General features: G+C 65.3%; 23 protein-coding genes. All 23 read right to left on the bottom strand.

Annotation, left to right across the window (positions count from 1 at the left end; genetic code table 11):
- Positions 1-5: 5 nt before the first annotated feature.
- Positions 6-365 carry a YNQ4 family lipoprotein gene (locus FLO80_RS12210; RefSeq protein WP_246156671.1) on the bottom strand — a complete coding sequence of 120 codons (360 nt, stop codon included), beginning with the start codon at positions 363-365 and terminating at the stop codon, positions 6-8.
- 56 nt (positions 366-421) lie between these two features.
- Positions 422-2449, bottom strand: a complete 2028-nt coding sequence (nuoG, locus tag FLO80_RS12205) for an NADH-quinone oxidoreductase subunit NuoG (RefSeq protein ID WP_111366790.1) — start codon at positions 2447-2449, stop codon at positions 422-424.
- A 7-nt stretch (positions 2450-2456) separates the two neighbouring features.
- On the bottom strand, positions 2457-2870 hold the full coding sequence (locus FLO80_RS12200) for a DUF5333 domain-containing protein (protein ID WP_246156668.1): 414 nt from the start codon (positions 2868-2870) through the stop codon (positions 2457-2459).
- A gap of 149 nt (positions 2871-3019) precedes the next feature.
- Complete coding sequence (locus FLO80_RS12195) at positions 3020-3361, bottom strand: hypothetical protein (protein ID WP_111366788.1); 342 nt, start codon at positions 3359-3361, stop codon at positions 3020-3022.
- Between the two features lie 5 nt (positions 3362-3366).
- The gene (nuoF, locus tag FLO80_RS12190) at positions 3367-4665 is read right to left on the bottom strand and encodes an NADH-quinone oxidoreductase subunit NuoF (RefSeq protein ID WP_111366786.1); all 1299 of its coding nucleotides are present in this window, start codon (positions 4663-4665) and stop codon (positions 3367-3369) included.
- Between the two features lie 4 nt (positions 4666-4669).
- On the bottom strand, positions 4670-4894 hold the full coding sequence (locus FLO80_RS12185; protein WP_111366784.1) for a DUF5337 domain-containing protein: 225 nt from the start codon (positions 4892-4894) through the stop codon (positions 4670-4672).
- An 11-nt stretch (positions 4895-4905) separates the two neighbouring features.
- Positions 4906-5712 carry a helix-hairpin-helix domain-containing protein gene (locus FLO80_RS12180; protein ID WP_111366782.1) on the bottom strand — a complete coding sequence of 269 codons (807 nt, stop codon included), beginning with the start codon at positions 5710-5712 and terminating at the stop codon, positions 4906-4908.
- Positions 5713-5763: 51 nt separating this feature from the next.
- The gene (gene nuoE, locus FLO80_RS12175) at positions 5764-6855 is read right to left on the bottom strand and encodes an NADH-quinone oxidoreductase subunit NuoE (RefSeq protein WP_111366780.1); all 1092 of its coding nucleotides are present in this window, start codon (positions 6853-6855) and stop codon (positions 5764-5766) included.
- Positions 6855-7139 (bottom strand): hypothetical protein, encoded by a 285-nt coding sequence (locus FLO80_RS12170; RefSeq protein ID WP_188078286.1) that lies wholly within the window; start codon positions 7137-7139, stop codon positions 6855-6857. The genes nuoE and FLO80_RS12170 overlap by 1 nt, the downstream gene beginning before the upstream one ends.
- The gene (locus tag FLO80_RS12165; protein WP_111366778.1) at positions 7136-8359 is read right to left on the bottom strand and encodes an NADH-quinone oxidoreductase subunit D; all 1224 of its coding nucleotides are present in this window, start codon (positions 8357-8359) and stop codon (positions 7136-7138) included. Before FLO80_RS12165 ends, FLO80_RS12170 begins: the two co-directional genes overlap by 4 nt.
- A gap of 8 nt (positions 8360-8367) precedes the next feature.
- Positions 8368-8748 carry a nuclear transport factor 2 family protein gene (locus tag FLO80_RS12160; RefSeq protein WP_188078285.1) on the bottom strand — a complete coding sequence of 127 codons (381 nt, stop codon included), beginning with the start codon at positions 8746-8748 and terminating at the stop codon, positions 8368-8370.
- Complete coding sequence (locus tag FLO80_RS12155; protein WP_111366774.1) at positions 8748-9353, bottom strand: NADH-quinone oxidoreductase subunit C; 606 nt, start codon at positions 9351-9353, stop codon at positions 8748-8750. Before FLO80_RS12155 ends, FLO80_RS12160 begins: the two co-directional genes overlap by 1 nt.
- Before the next feature lie 46 nt (positions 9354-9399).
- Positions 9400-9930, bottom strand: a complete 531-nt coding sequence (locus FLO80_RS12150) for a NuoB/complex I 20 kDa subunit family protein (RefSeq protein WP_111366772.1) — start codon at positions 9928-9930, stop codon at positions 9400-9402.
- Positions 9921-10286 carry an NADH-quinone oxidoreductase subunit A gene (locus tag FLO80_RS12145; protein ID WP_111366770.1) on the bottom strand — a complete coding sequence of 122 codons (366 nt, stop codon included), beginning with the start codon at positions 10284-10286 and terminating at the stop codon, positions 9921-9923. The genes FLO80_RS12150 and FLO80_RS12145 overlap by 10 nt, the downstream gene beginning before the upstream one ends.
- Positions 10287-10706: 420 nt before the next feature.
- The gene (locus FLO80_RS12140) at positions 10707-11498 is read right to left on the bottom strand and encodes a crotonase/enoyl-CoA hydratase family protein (RefSeq protein ID WP_111366768.1); all 792 of its coding nucleotides are present in this window, start codon (positions 11496-11498) and stop codon (positions 10707-10709) included.
- Positions 11491-12354 carry a hydroxymethylglutaryl-CoA lyase gene (locus tag FLO80_RS12135; RefSeq protein ID WP_111366766.1) on the bottom strand — a complete coding sequence of 288 codons (864 nt, stop codon included), beginning with the start codon at positions 12352-12354 and terminating at the stop codon, positions 11491-11493. The genes FLO80_RS12140 and FLO80_RS12135 overlap by 8 nt, the downstream gene beginning before the upstream one ends.
- A gap of 60 nt (positions 12355-12414) precedes the next feature.
- A complete protein-coding gene (locus FLO80_RS12130; protein ID WP_111366896.1) occupies positions 12415-13083 on the bottom strand; it encodes a glutathione S-transferase family protein in 669 nt (222 codons plus the stop codon).
- Positions 13084-13170: 87 nt separating this feature from the next.
- Positions 13171-15117 (bottom strand): ATP-binding protein, encoded by a 1947-nt coding sequence (locus tag FLO80_RS12125; protein WP_111366764.1) that lies wholly within the window; start codon positions 15115-15117, stop codon positions 13171-13173.
- A gap of 196 nt (positions 15118-15313) precedes the next feature.
- Entirely contained in the window at positions 15314-15730 is a 417-nt protein-coding gene (locus FLO80_RS12120; protein WP_111366762.1) for an ASCH domain-containing protein, read from the bottom strand.
- On the bottom strand, positions 15727-16221 hold the full coding sequence (locus FLO80_RS12115; protein WP_111366761.1) for a hypothetical protein: 495 nt from the start codon (positions 16219-16221) through the stop codon (positions 15727-15729). Before FLO80_RS12115 ends, FLO80_RS12120 begins: the two co-directional genes overlap by 4 nt.
- 4 nt (positions 16222-16225) lie before the next feature.
- Positions 16226-17830, bottom strand: coding sequence for a carboxyl transferase domain-containing protein (locus tag FLO80_RS12110; protein WP_111366759.1), 1605 nt, complete (start codon positions 17828-17830; stop codon positions 16226-16228).
- Between the two features lie 49 nt (positions 17831-17879).
- The gene (locus FLO80_RS12105; protein WP_111366757.1) at positions 17880-19043 is read right to left on the bottom strand and encodes an isovaleryl-CoA dehydrogenase; all 1164 of its coding nucleotides are present in this window, start codon (positions 19041-19043) and stop codon (positions 17880-17882) included.
- 236 nt (positions 19044-19279) lie between these two features.
- The gene (locus FLO80_RS12100) at positions 19280-20473 is read right to left on the bottom strand and encodes a DegT/DnrJ/EryC1/StrS family aminotransferase (RefSeq protein WP_111366755.1); all 1194 of its coding nucleotides are present in this window, start codon (positions 20471-20473) and stop codon (positions 19280-19282) included.

Here is a 20473-nt window from a genome sequence, read left to right as displayed (position 1 = left end):
GGTCCTCACACCATCGGTATTCCGTTCTCCGCGCAATTGCCGGCCACGACTTCGGCGTCGATGGTCTTCAATCCCCGGGGCAGCGACGGCGAGATGGTATAGACCGCATCTCCCCGCCAGCCGCCATTGTCTTCCTTGTCGATATTCGTGCGCACATGGCGCGCAAAACCGTATCCACGAATAAGCGCGTATTGCGCCGCCGCGCATTCCGCATAGCGCTCGACATGCTCGGGCTCGGCCTTGGGGCCCATGCCCACCACGAACTGCACCAATTCCCCGTCAAGCAGCCGCGTCTCGATCCCGCGATACTCCAGCCCCTCGGGCATGGGCGCCATGCGCGTCACCTCGCCCGGCCGCTCCTGCATGTCGCAACCCATCACCAGCGCCGCAAGCGCGAGGGGCGTTATGCGAAGCCCCCCGATCACTCCGCCGCCATCTTCTCGCCGGCGCGGGCGCGCGCCCGGGCCGACAGGTCGGCCATCACTTCGCTGGCGCGCGCAATCGGGTTGGTCAGGTAGAAATCGCCGATCGCGTTGCGGAATGCCACCGACCCCTTGCCAAGCTTGCCCGGCGCCAGCGGTTGCCAGTCGTTTTCGGCCAACTCGTCCACCAGCCCCAGATGCGGCACCTCGTCGACCAGCGCGCGGCGCAATTGCGCCATGCTGTCCCAGGGAAGCGTGCGGTCCATCTCGCCCGACAGGGCACGCAGGACGGCCCAGTTCTCCTTGGCCTCGCCCGGTGCGAAACCGGCACGCAACGCCAATTGCGGGCGACCTTCGGTGTTCACGAACAACCCCTGTTCCTCGGTGTAAGCGGCGCCCGGAAGGATCACATCGGCGCGATGCGCGCCCCGGTCGCCATGGCTGCCCTGATAGATCACGAACGGGCCGGGCTCAATGTCGATCTCGTCCGCACCGAGGTTGAAGATCACGTCGGCCCCCTCGACCGCCGCGGCCATGCCGCCCTCGGTCACGGCGCCCACATCCATCGCGCCGACGCGGGCGGCGGCCGTATGCAGCACCAGAAGCCCCGATTGCGATTTCTCCGCAACCGCCTGCGCGGCGGCCAGAACCGCCTCGCCATCGGCTTCGCGCAGCGCACCCTGCCCCACGATCACGAGGCTCGGCACATCCTTGACCGCGCCATAGCCCTGATCGACCAGCGATTGCAGCGCCGCGCGGTCGGTGCCCACATGGGCATATTCATAGGTCAGGTCAACCGGCTCACCGACCAGCCCGACATTGGCGCCTTGCAGCCATGCCTTGCGGATGCGCGCATTGAGCACCGGCGCCTCATCGCGCGGGTTGGTCCCGATCAGCAGGATATATCGCGCCGCGTCGATATCCTCGATCGCCGCCGTGCCGACATAGGCGCCGCGATTGCCCGCAGGCAGGCGCGCCCCATCGACACGGCATTCCACCGTTCCGCCGATCCCCTCGACCAGCGATTTGAGCGAATAGGCCGCCTCGACCGGCACCAGGTCGCCAACCAGACCGGCAACCTTGCTGGCCCCGTTCATCGCCTCGGCCGCGCGGCCCAGCGCCTCGGGCCATGTCGCGGGGCGCAACTTGCCATTCTCGCGCACATAGGGCCGGTCCAGCCGCTGACGCCGCAAGCCGTCCCAGATGAACCGCGTCTTGTCGGAAATCCATTCCTCGTTCACGCCGTCATGGTTGCGCGGCAGCACCCGCATCACCTCGCGCCCCCGGGTGTCCACCCGGATCGACGAGCCCAGCGCATCCATCACGTCGATGCTTTCGGTCTTGGTCAACTCCCACGGCCGCGCGGTGAACGCGTATGGGCGCGACACCAGCGCGCCCACCGGGCAAAGGTCGATGATATTGCCCTGCAGGTTCGAATCGAGCGTCTCGTTCAGATAGGTGGTGATCTCGGCATCCTCGCCGCGCCCGGTCTGGCCCATCTGCATGACGCCCGCCACCTCGCTGGTAAAGCGCACGCAGCGCGTGCACGAGATGCAGCGCGTCATGTGGGTCTCGACCAGCGGCCCGAGATCGAGGTCATCAACCGCCCGCTTGGGTTCGCGGTAGCGGCTGAAATCGACGCCATAGGCCATCGCCTGATCCTGCAGATCGCACTCGCCGCCCTGGTCGCAGATCGGGCAGTCGAGCGGATGGTTGATCAGCAGGAATTCCATCACCCCCTCGCGGGCCTTCTTGACCATGGGCGAGTTGGTCTTGACCTGCGGCGGCTCGCCGTCGGGAAACGGGCGCATGTCCTTGACCTGCATCGCGCAGGACGCGGCCGGCTTGGGCGGTCCGGGCTGCACCTCGACAAGGCACATCCGGCAATTGCCCGCGATCGACAACCGCTCGTGATAGCAGAACCGCGGGATCTCGACCCCCGCCTGCTCACAGGCCTGGATCAGGGTCAATGCGGGATCGACCTCGATCTCCTTGCCGTCGATGATGATCTTTCGCAGGTCGCTCATGCTTCCCTCACTTCGCTTTCAACAGGGTGCCGATGACGCTGTTCCGCGCGATCTCGGCATGGCCGAGTTCGCACAGATCGCCGGCGTCGCCCGGATCGAACCCCTTGGATTTCACATAGGCCTTGCCCCGCGCCTCGATGCGCGCCTTCTCGGCGTCGCTCTTGCGGTAGGCGTTGATCTCATCGTCGCTATAGCCCAGCGCGTTGGCTTTCTTCTTGATCGACCACAGGAAATTGAGCCCTTTCAACGTCCGCGCGTCGATCTCTCCGCATTCTTCGCTGATCCTGAGCGCGATCCCCGCCCACAGCATGTTGTCGTCGATCTCGCGCACGTCGCGCAGCGGGGCCTTGGCATCGGCGGCGGCCTGCACCGCCCCCGCCATCAGCATCAACCCCACCAGTCCACCTGTCACCAGTCGCATCACGGCATTCCTTTCACGCAGCATGGAAGGGGCGGCCACCATGGCGCCCCCCTCTTCCTGCGAGATGGGTGTCCGCGCCCCCGTTATGCAATAACCGGACGCCGTCCCGGCAGCATTCCGCCCGGATAGCCCGCGATATGCGCACTGCCTCACCATCCGTCGCAGCGCCCCCGAAGCGTCAGCGTGCCGTTCTCGATCAGCAGTTCCTCGTCCTCGGGGCCGATCTCCCATTCAAGATCCGAGCGCCCGAAATTCTCGATGCAATAGCGCGTGGCCTCATGCGCACCCGCCGCCCGCGCACCCACGAGGCTCTGGCCCGCCCGGGGCACGGTGATCGCGAATTCCTCGCGCGCCTCGCCCACCTGCTGCGACCGGGGGCGAAACTCCACCCCGTCGAACGCCACCCGGTTGGCCCGCGCCCGGTCGGTTATCCCGCACCCGGCCAGCAGCGCCGCGATCAGCGCGCCCCCGATGATATGACTGAACCGCATCCCGCTCACTCCGCCGCCATCGCGCCCATGCGGCCCGATTTCTGTGCCTTGATCCGGTCTTCGATCTCCTCGCGGAAATTGCGGATAAGCCCCTGGATCGGCCAGGCCGCCGCATCGCCCAACGCACAGATCGTGTGGCCCTCGACCTGCTTGGAGACATCAAACAGCATGTCGATCTCCTCGATCTCGGCCTCGCCCTTCACCAGCCGCTCCATCACCCGCATCATCCAGCCGGTGCCTTCGCGGCAGGGCGTGCACTGGCCACAGCTTTCATGCTTGTAGAATTTCGCCAGCCGCCAGATCGCCTTGATCGGGTCGGTGCTCTTGTCCATCACGATCACCGCCGCCGTGCCCAGACCCGAGCGCAATTCCTTTTGCAGATGGTCGAAATCCATGATCGCGTCGCGCATGTTCTCGCCGCGCACGCAGGGCACGGATGCGCCGCCCGGGATCACCGCCAGAAGGTTGTCCCAACCGCCCCGGATGCCGCCGCAATGGCGCTCGATCAACTCCTCGAAACTGATCGACATGGCCTCTTCGACCACGCAGGGGGTGTTCACATGGCCCGAGATCGCGAACACCTTGGTGCCCGCGTTGTTCTGACGGCCAAAGCCCGAGAACCACTCCGCGCCGCGGCGCAGGATCGTCGGCACCACCGCGATGCTTTCGACATTGTTGACCGTGGTGGGACAGCCATAAAGCCCCGCCCCGGCGGGAAACGGCGGCTTCATCCGCGGCATGCCCTTCTTGCCCTCAAGGCTTTCCAGAAGCGCGGTTTCCTCGCCACAGATATAGGCCCCCGCACCGTGATGCAGGTAGAGGTCGAAATCCCATCCCGACCCGGCCGCGTTCGGCCCCAAGAGCCCCGCGTCGTAACATTCGTCGATCGCCGCCTGCAGCGCCTCGCGCTCGCGGATATATTCGCCGCGGATATAGATGTAGCAGGTATGCGCGTTCATCGCGAAAGACGCGATCAGGCACCCCTCGATCAAGGTGTGCGGATCATGGCGCATGATCTCGCGGTCCTTGCAGGTGCCGGGCTCGGATTCGTCGGCATTGACCACGAGGTAGGCGGGCCGCCCGTCGCTCTCCTTGGGCATGAACGACCATTTGAGTCCAGTCGGAAAGCCCGCGCCGCCACGCCCGCGCAATCCGCTCGCCTTCATCTCGTCAACGATCGCATCCCGCCCCCGCGCGATGATCCCGGCCGTGCCGTCCCAGTGGCCACGCGCCTTCGCACCGGCAAGGCTGCGTTCATGCATGCCGTAGAGGTTGGTGAAGATGCGGTCCTCGTCCTTCAGCATCGCTTTAGCCTTCCATGTCCCGGCGTGCCCGCCGGATTTGAAAAATCATCACGAAGGCAAGGATGAACCCCGCCAGCGCGATCAGGTCGAACAGGGCCATCACCCGGTTGCTCAGACCCATACCATTGCCAATCAACATGGCCAGGATCCAGAACACGCCGGTCCCCGCGATCACAAGCGCGGTGACCCGCCCCTTGCGCGCCAGTTGTTGCCGCTCGTCCTCACCCATGTCTCAGCGCCTCAATAGACCTCGCCCTTGCCCACGCGCTGCGAGAAATCGGTCTCGCCACCCGCGGCCAGCGTCTTGGCCTGTCCCACCCAGTCGTCGCGGCTCACGCGACCCTTGAATCCTTGCAGATTGGCATCGACCCAGGCCACCTCGTCCTCGGTCCAGCCCGCGATCTGGTCGAAATGATAGAACCCGAGCTCGTTACACAGTTTTTCCAGCTTCGGCCCGATCCCCTTGATCTGCTTGAGATCGTCCGGCTGCCCGTCGCGCGCCGCACTCAGCGCCTCGGGCCGGGTGCCCGTCACCTCTTCGGCCACATCCGCGACCGTCGACGCCGCCGTTGCGCCTGCATCCTTGGCTTCGTCCGCGACGTCTTCGGCGGTGTCCGCTGCCTTCTCCGCCACCTCTTCGGCCGTGTCCGTCGCCGCCTCGGCGGCCTCTCCGGCCGTCTCCGCCGCCGCTTCGGTCACATCCTCGGCCTTGCCGCTCATCTTGTCGGCGCTGTTCTCGGCCTTGTCGGCCATCGCCGTCGCCCCCGCGGCCATCGCGGTGGCCCCGGCTGCACCGGCTTCGGCGGCCCCGCTTGCCACGGTCTGGGCCGGTGTCGGCCCATGATCCGCATCAGGATCGGTCACCGACCCGCCACAGACCAGCCTGAGCAAAATCAACCCGACGAACACCGCAACGGAAATCCCGATCAAGAGCGCAGGCAGCCATGTCACCGCCCCAACCGACATCCAATAGGCAAGAATCCCGGCCACGATGCCGACACCCCAGCTAACCCAGCCGCAGGTTCCCAGTCCTGATTGTTCCGTCATGATCTCATCCCTCTATCGGTTGATGCGTGCCTGTCCTGTCCTGATTCCTGCTCACTCTTCCTTCTTGTCGCGCGAGACCCCGGTCTCGCCGCCATCTGCCAGTCTGCGGGCCTGTTCGATCCAGTTGTCCCGCGCGATGCGGCCCTTGAATTTCAGACGCGCATCGACCCAGGCCACCTCGGCCTCGGTCCATTTGGCGATCTGGTCGAAATGCCAGAACCCCATCTCGTTCAACAGCCCTTCGAGCTTGGGCCCGACCCCGCCGATCTTCTTGAGATCGTCGGCCCCGCCCGCGCGCGGCGCGCTCAGCGTCTCGGGCGCTTTCTCGGCGACGGCCGTCTCGGCGGGTGCCACCGCCTCTGCCCTTGGCTTGCTGGCCGGGGCCTTGGGCGCCTCGGACGTGTTGGCCGTCTTGACCCCCTTGCCCCGCGCCCAGGCATCGAGCCATGGCGTGCGCAGCGGCTCTTCGCTGCCGTCGATGCGTTTCACCGTCTCGCCCAGTTCCACCGCCCGCGCGACGCTGGCATTGTACTGCGTGCGCCCGCTCTCGAATGCGCTGAGCGACGTCAGCCCCGATGCGGGCTCCGAGGCATAGCGCCCGCTCTGCGGCCCCGGCACCGGCACTTCGCCTGCACCGAGCGCATCGATGATCTCCGACAGGCGCTCGGGACTCAGATCCTCGTAGTAATCCTTGCCGATCTGGGCCATCGGTGCATTGGCGCAGGCCCCGAGGCACTCGACCTCTTCCCACGAGAACTTGCCATCCTCCGACACCTCGTGCGGGTTGGCCGCGACCTTTTCCTGCAACACCTCGACCAGCGCCTCGGACCCGCACAGCATGCAGGGCGTCGTGCCGCAGACCTGGAAATGCGCAACACTGCCCACCGGCTGCAACTGGAACATGAAATAGAAACTCGCCACTTCCAGCGCCCGGATGTAATCCATGCCCAGCATGTCCGCGACATGCTCGATCGCCGGCTTGCTCAGCCACCCCTCCTGCTCCTGCGCACGCCACAAGAGCGGAATGACCGCGCTGGCCTGGCGACCCTCGGGATACTTGGTGATCTGCGCTTCGGCCCATGCCCGGTTCTCGGGGGTAAAGGCAAAGCTCTCGGGTTGCTCCAAATGAAGGCGGCGCAGCATCAGGCACAGGCTCCTGTCATCAGTTTCACACCCTGGTCCCCGGGCAGCTTCTCGGCCTTCCCGCTGGCAAGGTGATACTCGGTCAACGCGACCGCCTGCTCACGAGTCAGCCCGGCCTGCAACTCGACCGGCAGGTATTGTTTCTCGCTACGCATCACGCAGCCGACACTGGCCACCGCGGCAAGGTAATCGTCGCGCATCTCGGGCGTGGTGTCCTTTGGCGGGATCGCCAGGCAGCCGGACAAAATCGTGGCACAGGCCATCGCGAATGCAAGTTTCTTCACCGGTCAATCTCCCCGAACACGACATCGAGCGACCCGATGATCGCTGCCACATCGGCAAGCTGATGACCGGTCGCGATATGATCCATTGCCTGAAGGTGCGGATAGCCCGGCGCCCGGATCTTGGCGCGGTAGGGCCGGTTGCTCCCGTCACTCACAAGGTAGACGCCAAACTCGCCCTTGGGTGCCTCGACCGCGGCGTAAACCTCGCCCGCGGGCACCTTGAACCCCTCGGTGTAAAGCTTGAAGTGATGGATAAGCGCCTCCATTGAGGTCTTCATCTCGCCGCGCCGGGGCGGCGTGATCTTGCCGCGCGCCAGAACCTCGCCCTGGTTCTCGGGTTCGCGCAGCTTGGCACAGGCCTGCCGCATGATGTGGATCGACTGGCGCATCTCTTCCATCCGCATCAGGTAACGGTCATAGCAATCGCCGTTCTTGCCCACCGGGATCTGGAAGTCGAACTCGTCATAACATTCATAGGGTTGCGCCCGGCGCAGATCCCACGCCATCCCGACCGACCGCGCCATCACGCCCGACATCGCGTAATCATGAACATCCTGTTCGCTGATCACGCCGATATCCACGTTGCGCTGCTTGAAGATGCGGTTCTCGGTCAAGAGCTCGTTGATATCGTCGAGGAATTTCGGGAACCCCTCGGCCCATGCGTCGATATCGTCGATCAAATCGGGCGGCAGGTCCTGATGCACGCCACCGGGCCGGAAATAGGCCGCATGAAGCCGCGCGCCACAGGCCCGCTCATAGAACACCATCAGCTTCTCACGCTCTTCAAAGCCCCAGACCGGCGGGGTGAGCGCGCCGACATCCAGCGCCTGCGTGGTGATGTTGAGGATATGGTTGAGAACCCGCCCGATCTCGCAGTAAAGCACCCGGATCAGGCTCGCCCGGCGCGGCACCTCCACCCCGGTCAGCTTCTCGATCGCCAGGCACCAGGCGTGTTCCTGGTTCATCGTGCCGACATAGTCGAGCCGGTCGAAATAGGGCAGGTTCTGCAAATAGGTCCGGCTCTCCATGAGCTTCTCGGTCCCGCGATGCAACAGCCCGATATGCGGATCGCACCGCTCGACCACCTCGCCATCCAGCTCCAGAACCAGCCGCAGCACCCCGTGCGCCGCCGGGTGCTGGGGGCCGAAGTTGATGTTGAAATTGCGGATCTTCTGCTCGCCCGTCAGCGCGTCGTCGAAACCCTTGGAGCCATCCATCATGTCATCCCTCAACCTTCCAGCGCCGGGCCGCTCGCGACCCGGAACAGCTTGGTGATCAGCTTCCATTCACCGCCGACGTGAAAGAAGCCGAGGTAATCCTCGAACCGCCGCGGCGGCATGTCGACCCAAAGCTTGACATGCGCGATGCCATGCCCCGCCACGTCGACCGTCTCGATATGATAGGACGGCTCGCCTGCAAAGGCGTCGCGCGCCGCGACCCGGCCGACAAACGCACGCTTGTCGATGAACCGCCCCTGATTGTCCTCACCGACATATGTCATCAGGAAATTCTCGTGGCACATGTCTTCGAAAACGGTTTCGTCCGACCAGTGCAGCGCCTCGCAATAGGCGCGCGCCCTGTCGGCAACCTCCTGAACCGGCAGGCTCATCATTTCGCCTCCCCCTTCTCGTCGCCCGGCAGGATGTATTTCGCACCCTCCCACGGGCTCATGAAATCGAACTGGCGATATTCCTGAACAAGGTTGACCGGCTCATAGACCACCCGCTTCTGCGCCTCGTCATAGCGCAGCTCGACATAGCCCGTGGTCGGGAAATCCTTGCGCAGCGGATAACCGCGGAACCCGTAATCGGTCAGGATACGGCGCAGATCGGGATGCCCCGAGAACAGGATGCCGAACATGTCGAACACTTCGCGCTCGAACCAGTTGGCGCTGGGATGGATCTCGGTGATCGACGGCACGATCTCGCTCTCGCGAATGGCCACCCGCAGCCGGATACGCTGGTTCTGATGCATGCTCAGGAAATGATAGACCACGTCGAACCGCCGCGTCCGTTCCGGGTAATCCACCGCGGTGATATCGACCAGCGTCGAGAACCGGCAGGTGCCGTCGTTGCGCAGGAACTCGATCAGCCCGGCGATATTGGCCGGGGCCACGTCCAGCGTCAGCTCGTCATGGGCAATCGCCCAGCCCAGCACGCAATCGGGGCGCTTGCCCTCGATATGCGCGCCCAGCTCTTCCAATGCTTCACTCATCGTCTCTTATCCTTCCCACGCCCGGCGCGGCCTGATGCCTTGCGCCTCAGCGCACGATCGTCCCGGTCCGGCGGATCTTGCGCGACAGTTGCAGGATACCGTAAAGCAGCGCCTCGGCCGTCGGCGGACAGCCCGGCACATAGATATCGACCGGCACGATCCGGTCGCATCCGCGCACCACCGAATAGCTGTAGTGATAATACCCGCCGCCATTGGCACAGCTTCCCATGCTGATCACGTAACGCGGCTCGGGCATCTGGTCATAGACCTTGCGCAGCGCCGGCGCCATCTTGTTGGTCAGCGTGCCCGCCACGATCATCAGGTCCGACTGGCGCGGGCTGGCGCGCGGCGCGGTGCCGAACCGTTCAAGATCATAGCGCGGCATCGAGGTATGCATCATCTCGATCGCGCAACAGGCGAGACCGAAGGTCATCCAGTGCAGGCTGCCGGTGCGCGCCCAGTTGATGACATCCTCGGTGGTGGTCAGCAGGAACCCCTTGTCCTGCAATTCCGCGTTCAGCGACTGCGTGGCAACCTCGCGATCCGCTTCGGCGGTGTTGGCTCCGGTCATGACCATTCAAGCGCCCCCTTCTTCCATTCATAGGCAAAGCCAACGGTCAGAACGGCCAGGAAGATCATCATCGACCAGAATCCGACATCGCTGACATCGCGGAACGCCACGGCCCATGGAAACAGCATCGCGATTTCCAAATCGAAGATGATGAACAGGATCGACACGAGATAGAACCGCACGTCGAATTTCATCCGCGCATCGTCAAAGGCATTGAAGCCGCATTCATAGGCGCTCAACTTCTCCGGATCGGGATTGCGCACCGCCAGAACCACCGCCGCGAGGATCAGCACGATCCCAAGTCCGATGGCGATTCCCAGCAGGATGAGGACAGGCAGGTACTCCCTGAGCATCTCTTCCACAGATTAGCTCCTTTCCGGGCACGGCGTTCGCGCGTGCCAAAGTGGCTGCAAAACTCGTCCTCGGGTTTACTCCCGGCCCCGGGCAGGGTCAACCGACGCCCGGACACATTCCGGAATATGAACATATCGGAATGCCCCGGTATGCGATTGCACACAAATTCAGTAAAACAAGGGCTTCGCGGCAGCGCAGCATCGCAAGGCGGCCCGATGCCGGAATCGCCCCGGAAAACATGTTTCTCACCCGCCTGTTTTTGCGGCCCGGTTCGCGGCGACTCGCGGTCGTGCGGGCGCCGCGTTAACCGTTTTGCTTAACAAGGTCTGAACCCGCCCCCGGCAGCCGGATGGCAGCCGGGCAGCAGCCGGGAGTCACCCCCCGGTTTCTGGCCGGAAAATCGCCGTTAACCACGCGGCACGCCGGGGTTACGATCCGTCAACCACCCATGGCGCCGGGCGCTTGGCAAAGAACGCCTCGATGCCGGCGCGCGCCTCGTCCCCTTCCCATGTCTGCACCAGCCGCTCGATGGTCGCATCGACGATCTCGGACGTGATCGCAGGCCCCAGCATCCGCGCCAGGCGCTTGGATTCCGCCACCGCCCCGGGGGCCGCCGCCAGGTAGGGCCGCACCTCTTCCTCGACCGCCGCATCGAGCTGGTCCTCGGTCACGACACGTGACAAAAGGTTAAGCTTTTCAGCCTCTTGCGCACCAAATATGCGCGCCGACATGAACACCTTCCGGGCATGGGTCTCGCCCATCCGGGCCAGCACATAGGGGCTGATCGTCGCCGGGATGAGGCCGAGGCGTACCTCGGTCAGCCCGAACTTCGCCGTGTCCGCGCCGACCGCCACATCGGCCACCGCCATCATGCCCACGCCGCCCCCGAACGCATTGCCCTGCACCCGCGCGATCAAGGGTTTCGACAGCGTGTTGAGCGCATAAAGCGCCATCGCCAGCTTGCGCGCCTCCGCCCGCCGCTGCTCGGCCCCCGCTTCCATCTGCGCCTGCATCCAGCGCAGATCCCCCCCCGCGCAAAAGCTCTTGCCCCGCGCCGCCAGAACCACGACACGCACCTGCGCGTCCTCGTCCAACACCTTGGCAGCGCTTGATAATTCCTCGATCATCGCGCCCGACATGGCATTGTGTTTCTCAGCCCGGTCAAGCCAGAGCGTGGCCACCCCGCGCCCGTCGCGCTCGATTACAAGCGTCTCATACATCGCGTTCAACCCTCATCTGCTTCGCCATTCCGGCCGCCTCTTCAAGGGCTGCCCGATCCAGCCCCGTCTCGTATCCCAATGCCACCAACCGGTCATGCACGGCTTCCGTCGCCACGTTCCCCGCCGCCCCCGGCGCATAGGGGCATCCGCCCAATCCGCCCACCGCGGCATCGAACACCCGCACCCCCCGCGCCAGCGACACCTCGATATTCTCCAGCGCCCGCCCGGCGGTATCGTGGTAATGCCCGGCCAGCTTCCCGGCCGGCACCACATCCAGCACCGCGCCCAGCATCGCGTCGATGCTTTCCGGCGTGCCCTGCCCGATCGTGTCGCCGAGGCTGATCTCGTAAACCCCCATGTTCCAAAGGATTTCTGCCACGCGGGCGACCTCCCCGGGCGGGGTTTTCCCATCATAGGGGCAGTCGGTAACGCAGGAAATATAGCCCCGCACCGGCATGCCTTGCTCCTGCGCCGCCGCCATGATCGGCCCGAACCGTTCAAGACTTTCGGCAATGCTCGCGTTGATATTGGCCCGGCTGAACCCCTCCGAGGCCGACCCGAAAATCGCCACCTCGTCGGCCTTCGCCGCCACCGCCCCCTCGAATCCGCGCAGGTTCGGCGTCAGCGCCGCATAACGCACGCCCGGCGCGCGCACGATCCCGGCCAGCACATCCGCCGAATCGGCCATCTGCGGCACCCATTTCGGGCTGACGAACGACGCCACCTCGATCCGCCGAAAGCCCGCCCCGCTCAGGCAGTCGACCAGCGCGATCTTTTCCACCGTCGGGATCTGCCGCTTTTCATTCTGCAACCCGTCACGCGGGCCCATCTCGAAAATCTCAACGCGTTCAACCATTTGAACCCCGCCTTTCATCTTGCCCAAAATACTCCCGCCGGAGGCATCCGACCGCGCGGCTCAGCCCTCGGGCACCTCATAGAACTCCCGGTCATAGAATTGCTGCAACCCCTCGGCCTCCAGCGCCCGCTGATAGGCCGGACGCGCCTCGATCCGCGCCTTGTAGTCCGAAAGCTTCGGAAACCGGTCGAATCGCACGTAATGCCGCGCGCTTTCCAGCGTGAACCCCATCATCGTGTCGGCGGCCGAAAACCCGCGCCTGAGCAGGAAGTCCTGCTCCGCCAGAATCCGCTCCAACGGCTTGAGCGAGACCGCCAGCCGCTTGACCTCGATCCCGATCACCGTGGGCGAACGCATCGCCGGATCGGGCAGGAACACCTGTTGCAGGTTGAGGTTCTGGATCAGCACGCCAATGGTCTCGGCATAGTGCAACCATGTGAGATATTGCGCCCGCTCATCCTCGCCCGGCATCGGCGCAAGCCCCTTTTCGGACCGCGTTTCGCACAGGTATTCGGTAATCGCCCCGCTCTCGAACAAAACCTGCCCGTCGATCTCCAGAACCGGCACCCGCCCCGCCGGGCTCAGCCCCTGGAAATCGGGCTTGCGCAACTCGCCCTTGGCGAGATCGTAACTGATCACCTCCGGCTCCAGCCCCATCTCGTAAAGCAGCCACAGCACCCGGAACGACCGGCTGCCCGCCACGCTGTGCAATCTGATCGGCTCTTGCATGATCCGCTCCTCTTCGCCTCGATCCCGCGCCTTCGCGCAGCCGCGCGCCATGAGTATTTTTCCCAAGAAAGACGCCCGGTTGCCCCTTCAGGCCACCGCCGCCTCTTCCTCCTCCAGCCGGACCAACGCCGCACCGGCCTCGACCTGTGCCCCGGCCTCGACCAGCACCTCGGCCACCACCCCGTCGCGCGGGGCAAGCAGCGCATGTTCCATCTTCATCGCTTCCAGAACGGCCAACCGATCACCCGCCTGCACCGCCTGTCCCGCCTCGGCAAAGACCGCCTTGACCAGCCCCGGCATCGGCGCCTCGATCACACCGACCCCCGCCCCCGTGGCCGCCGCACGCTCCAGCGGGTCGATCACGCGGAAACCCTGGCCATAGCCATCGAACACCGTGATCTGCCCCTCGGCCGCGGCCCAGGGGGCGGCTGGCCTGCCGTCGAACCGCCAGCCATCACGCCATTCGGCCTCGACCTCGGCCTCGCCCACCCTGATCCGCGCGGCCCCCGGCCCGTCCACGATCACGGCAATCTCCTGCTCCGCCTCGCCCTGCGCCAGCAATACACGACGCGGCGCAGGCGCCCAGAGCGCGAACCCCCGCGCCCAATCCGGCGCGCCCATCAGGCCCAGCGCCACCATCGCCGCCTGCGCCACCACGCGCGGCGCCGGGGCATCACTCGCGATCAGCCGCTCAAGATCGCGCCCGATCAGCCCGGTATCGACATCGCCCGCGGCAAACCCCTCATGCGCGCAAAGCGCCCCGAGAAAGGCAAGGTTCGTCACCGTCCCGGCCACCTGCGTCTCGCAGAGCGCCTGCGCCATGCGCTTCAACGCGATCTCGCGCGTGGCGCCATGGGTGATCAGCTTGGCAATCATCGGGTCATAGAAGGGCGAAATCGCATCGCCCGCCCGCACCCCGCTATCGGCCCGGGCATTTTCGGGGAAGTGCAGATGCGACAGCGTTCCGGTCGCGGGCAGGAACCCCTTGGGCACATCCTCGGCATAAAGCCGCGCCTCGAAGGCATGGCCGGTGATGCGCAACGCGTCCTGCCGCGCGGGCAGGGACTCGCCCGCCGCCACGCGCAACTGCCATTCCACGAGATCAACGCCGGTGATCGCCTCGGTCACCGGGTGTTCCACCTGCAAGCGCGTGTTCATCTCCATGAACCAGAACCCGTCCGGGCGAAGCCCGTGGCTCCCGTCAACGATGAATTCGACCGTCCCCGCCCCCTTGTAGCCGATCGCCTCGGCCGCGCGCACCGCCGCCTGCCCCATGGCGGCGCGCATCGCTTCGGTCATGCCCGGTGCCGGGGCCTCCTCGATCACCTTCTGGTGACGGCGCTGAAGCGAGCAGTCGCGCTCGAAAAGATGCACCGCGCTGGTGCCGTCGCCAAAGACCTGCACCTCGATATGGCGCGGCTTTTCCACGAATTTCTCGATCAGCACGGCCTCGTTGCCAAAGGCGGTTCTGGCCTCGCTCTGCGCACTGGCGAGCGCATCCATGAACTCCCTTGGCGTCTCGACAAGGCGCATCCCCTTGCCGCCACCGCCCGCCACGGCCTTGATCAGCACCGGATAGCCGATCGCATCCGCCGCACCTGCCAGATGCTCGGGGTCCTGGTTGGCACCGTGATAGCCCGGCACCACCGGCACCCCCGCCTCTTCCATCAGCGCCTTGGCCGCGTCCTTGAGGCCCATCGCGTCGATCGCCTCCGCCGATGGCCCGATGAAGATGAGCCCCGCCGCCTCGACCGCGCGCACGAAATCGGGGTTTTCGCTGAGGAACCCATAGCCCGGATGTATCGCCTGCGCCCCCGTCTCCAGCGCCGCCTCGATGATCCGCTCACCGCGCAAGTAGCTCTCGGCGGGCGCGTTGCCGCCGATATGCACCGCCTCATCCGCCGCCGCGACATGGGCCGCGCCCGCATCCGCATCGGAATAGACCGCCACCACCCGGCAGCCCAGCGCCCGCGCCGAGCGCGCCACCCGCACCGCGATCTCGCCCCGGTTCGCAATCAGGATCTTGTCAAACATGTCCAGCCTCCTTCACCACCGCCCCGGGCGGCACCTCCGCGCACACCACCGGGCACCCGCCAAACCCCGATCATGCCGCACCCCTGTTCTTTCTTGGATAAAATACTCAAATCCTGTCCCAACCACCTGCGCGTCGCCCGGGCACAGTGCCCCCGGGCGGCGCGGGTCGGGCGGGCGCGCGGCCCGGAATCGGGGATCAATCGCAACGAAACGCCTCCACTACCTCGAACCGTTCCAGCAGCATCTCCATCCCGGAAACGAAACCGACCGTCCGGCCCAGATAGGCCTCATATCCCTTTCGCCAATCCTCAAGGTCGGCAAACTCACCCTGCGCAGCCACCAGCGCCTCGGACACCGCCTCGAAGGGCATCCGCATCACCTCGATGGTGCGAACAGCACACACTGGCCGCCACTCCCAGTCACAAGCGATATCCACACGCCCCGGTTCGGGCGGCGTCTCGCCACGCGCCTCAAATCCTGCCACAGCATCACAGGTCACGCTTTTGCGCCCCGCCAGAACCAACGCCAGAATCTCGGAATTCAGAACCGGCCCGTCGCCAAACCGGAACCTCTGCGCACCCGGATAGCAAGCGAGGGCAGCATCAAGATTCACGCCTTGCCCTCCGCGTCCCGGTAACTGCGAAACCGATGTGCATAGATCATGTTGGGCCGGTCGCCCTCCCACAGGTAGACCGTGATCGCGAGGATCGCGATCAACTCGCCCAGCACCCAAAGCGACGCGGCCAGCCCCGCATCGGCCGTGCCGTCAAACCCGCGCGACAGGATGCCAAAGAGCGCGAAAAGCCCCGTGCCCACCACCAGAACCCGCGCCAACGCCGCCCGCATCCACAGCAAAAGCGCCGTTACCAGCGGCAAGGCCACCACCCCGAGGACAAGTGCCATACCCGCGCCCTGCCCGGCCACCATCCAGCCGCGCGTCAGACCGGCGAAAAGAAAAAAACCGATGATCAGGTACATCACCCAGTCAAGCTGCCCCAGCGGATGCCCATGCGCCGCCTCGCGGCTGACCTGGACCCAGGCGATGCCGGTCTCGCGGTCGCGCTTGCCGCGCCGCATCTCGCCGGGTTTCAGCCGCGCGCCCATCAGGTCACATCCGGAAGACGCCGAACCGCGTCTCCTCGATCGGTGCATTCAACGCCGCACGCAACGACAGCGCCAGAACATCGCGGGTCTTGCGCGGGTCCACCACCCCGTCATCCCAAAGCCGGGCAGAGGCATAGAGCGGGTGGCTTTGCTCCTCGAACATCTGGATCGTGGGCCGCTTGAACTCGACCTCCGCCTCGGCCGACCACGCCTCGCCGGCACGCTCCATCGCATCGCGCTTGACGGTGGCCAGAACCCCCGCCGCCTGCTCACCGCCCATGACCGAAATCCGGCTGTTGGGCCACGTCCACAGGAACCGCGGGGAATAGGCGCGCCCCGCCATGCCGTAATTGCCCGCCCCGAAGGAACCGCCCACCAGCATGGTGATCTTGGGCACCGAGGTGCAGGCCACCGCCGTCACCATCTTGGCCCCGTGCCGGGCGATGCCTTCATTCTCATAGCGACGCCCCACCATGAAGCCGGTGATGTTCTGCAGGAACACCAGCGGGATCTTGCGCTGGCTGCACAGCTCGACGAAATGCGCGCCCTTCACGGCGCTTTCGGAGAAGAGCACGCCATTATTGGCCACGATCCCCACCGGCATGCCCTTCACATGGGCGAACCCGCAGACCAGCGTCTCGCCGAACCGCGCCTTGAACTCGTCGAAACGCGAGCCATCGACGACTCGCGCGATCACCTCGCGGATGTCATAGGGCGTGCGCAGGTCGGCCGGCACCACCCCGAGGATCTCCTCGGGGTCATAGGCGGGCTCTTCGGGCGATTGCAATTCCACACCAAGCGCGTTCCCGGCGCCGAGGTTCGAGACCGCCCGCCGCGCCAATGCCAGCGCATGCGCGTCATCCTCGGCGAGGTAATCCGCCACACCCGAAAGCCGCGTATGCACGTCGCCGCCGCCCAGATCCTCGGCCGAAACCACCTCGCCCGTCGCCGCCTTCACCAAGGGCGGCCCGGCAAGGAAGATCGTGCCCTGTTCCTTCACGATGATCGACACGTCCGACATCGCCGGAACATAAGCCCCGCCCGCCGTGCACGATCCCATCACCACCGCGATCTGGGGAATGCCCTTCGCGCTCATGTTGGCCTGGTTGTAGAAGATCCGCCCGAAATGCTCGCGGTCGGGGAACACCTCGTCCTGCTGCGGCAGGTTCGCACCGCCCGAATCCACGAGATAGATACAGGGCAACTGGTTCTGCTCCGCGATCTCCTGCGCGCGCAGGTGTTTCTTCACCGTCATCGGGTAATAGGTGCCGCCCTTCACCGTGGCGTCATTGCACAGCACCATGACATCACGCCCATGCACCTGCCCCACGCCACAGATCATCCCCGCACCGGGCGCGGCCCCGCCATACATGCCATGCGCCGCCGTCGCACCGATCTCAAGAAAGGGCGAGCCGGGATCGAGCAGCCCCGCCACCCGCTCGCGCGGCGGCATCTTGCCCCGGCTCACATGGCGCGCGCGCGCCTTCTCGCCACCACCCGCAGCGGCCAGTTCGGCGGCCTCGCGCACCACGCGCAAGGCCTCGAGATGGCCGTCGCGGTTGGTCTGGAACGCCTCCGACGTCGGAATGGCCTGGGATTGCAGTTTCATGGGAACTCCCCCGGTTTAACAAGCGGTCTAGGTGTCGCGCGAAGCGCGCTTACCCCATCAACCCCATCAATTCGCGGCCCACCAGCATCCGGCGAATCTCGGACGTCCCCGCGCCGATCTCCATCAGCTTGGCGTCGCGGAAGATGCGGCCCACCGGGTTGTCGGAAAGATACCCGGCCCCGCCAAAGGCCTGCACCGCTTGGTGGCTGACCTTCATCGCCTCCTCGCTGGCATAAAGCACGCAGGCCGCCGCGTCCTGCCGGGTGACCTCGTCCCGGTCACAGGCCTTGGCCACCTCGTAGACATAGGCGCGGGCCGAATTCATCGCCGTGTACATGTCGGCGATCTTGCCCTGCATGAGCTGGAAATTCCCGATCGGCTGGCCGAACTGCTGGCGCTCCTTCATGTAGGGCATGACCTCGTCCATGCAGGCCGCCATGATGCCTGTGCCGATGCCCGACAGCACCACCCGCTCGTAATCAAGACCCGACATCAGCACCGCCACGCCCTTGCCCTCTTCGCCCAGCACGTTCTCGAACGGCACTTCGACATCGTCGAAAATGAGCTCGGCGGTGTTCGACCCGCGCATGCCCAGCTTGTCGAAATGCGGGCTGGTCGAGAACCCTTTCATGGTCTTTTCCACGATGAAGGCGGTGATCCCCTTGGGGCCCGCCTCCATGTCGGTCTTGGCATAGACCACCAGCACATCCGCATCCGGCCCGTTGGTGATCCAGTACTTGTTGCCGTTGAGGATATAGCGGTCGTTCTTCTTGTCGGCACGCAGCTTCATGCTCACCACGTCCGACCCGGCCGAGGATTCGGACATCGCCAGTGCGCCCACATGCTCGCCCGAAATGAGCTTGGGCAGGAATTTCAGCTTCTGCTCATGGGTGGCGTTGCGGCGGATCTGGTTGACGCAGAGGTTGGAATGCGCGCCATAGGAAAGGCTGACCGAGGCCGAGGCCCGCGCGATCTCCTCGACCGCGACGACATGGGCGAGATAGCTCATCTCCGCCCCGCCATATTCCTCGGGCGTGGTCACACCCAACAGGCCCAATTCACCGAACTCGCGCCACAATTCGTTGGGAAACTCGTTGCTGCGGTCGATCTCGCCCGCCATCGGCCTGATCCGCTCCTGCGCCCAGCGATGCACCATCTCGCGCAGCGCGTTCACATCCTCGCCCAGATCGAAATTCATTGACCCCATGAACATGCGGCCGCCCTCCGGTTTATTGAACAGTTGTTCATTTCCTACCCCATCCCCCGATTCGGATCAACCTGAACCATGGGTCCGCACAAAACCGGCGCCTGGGGGTTTCACCCCCAGACCCCCAAGGTATTTCAGGTCAGATGAAGATCGGGGAATTGGGCTTCATCTGACCGCAAATACCTCGGGGGTGCGGGGGCTGGCCCCCGCTCCCGTCTTTCCGGTTCGCACCCGGGCCGCCTTTACTCGCCCTGGAACACCGCGCCCACCTCGGCGCGGATGATCCGGGCGATGAGCGCGCAATCGTCGAACCCGAAGGTCAGCGGCAGGCGCATGTCGAGGATGGATTTCAGGATGCGGTCGCTTTCGGGCATCGGCATCGAGGGCGCGTAGCGCCAACTGTCATAGCGCGAGGTAAAGCCCGCCGGCTCGGCCCCGCCGAACCACTTGAGTTCCACCCCCCGCGCGGCACAGCGGCGCAGGACCGCGTTGATCTTCTCCTCGGCCCAGTCGAGCAGCAGGAACTGAATCGAGGAGCCGACGAATTCCTCCTCTTCCGGCCGTTCCACCACGGTCAGCCCCGGCGCGCCGCGCAGCCCTTCCTCGACCACCCGGTAACGCGCCGTCCATGCCGCGCATTGGGCGTCGAGCCGGGCAAGCTGCGGGCGCAGGATCGCCGCGCGCAAATTGTCCATCCGCCCCGAAACATTGGGCGTGTCGTATTTCACCGCCTCGAACACCGCCTCCTCGGGCGCGGCGAGATGGCGACCATAGAGCATGTAGGACCCCGACAGCACGACCGCCCGCGCCGCGATCTCCGCGTCATCGGTGATGAGGAACCCGCCCTCGCCCGAATTGAGATGTTTATAGGTCTGGGTCGAATAGCACCCGATCAACCCGTCCCGGCCCGAAAGCCGCCCACGCCAGCGCGCGCCCATCGTGTGGGCGCAATCCTCGATCACGGTGATGCCATGGGCGTCACAGATCTCCATAAGCCGGTCCATGTCGGCCAGGTGCCCGCGCATATGGCTCAGCATCAGCACCCGCGCCTCGCCCGCCTTGGCCGCCAGATCGTCAAGGTCGATCACCAGCCCCTCGGTCACGCCGACGAAAACCGGCACCGCGCCGACACTGGCGATCGCCCCCGGCACGGGGGCCAGCGTGAAGGCATTGGTCAGCACCGGCTCACCCGGCTCCACCCCCACCGCGCGCAGCGCACAGGCCAGCGCATACCCCCCCGAGGCCACGGCAAGACAGTATTTCGCACCCATGGCCTGCGCGAATTCGCGTTCGAGAAGCGCCGCTTCGCCCGGATCGTCGCCCGCCACGTTGTAGCGATGCAACCGGCCGCTTTTCATCACCTCGATGGCGGCCTCGATCCCGGCATCGGGAATCGGCTCCTGCTGGGTGAAGCTGCCTTTGAAAACCTCGCTCAT

Source organism: Aquicoccus porphyridii, assembly GCF_008369105.1.
Lineage (GTDB): Bacteria > Pseudomonadota > Alphaproteobacteria > Rhodobacterales > Rhodobacteraceae > Aquicoccus > Aquicoccus porphyridii.
Note: the sequence above shows the minus strand (reverse complement) of the source record. Positions and strands in the feature narration are given on the sequence as shown.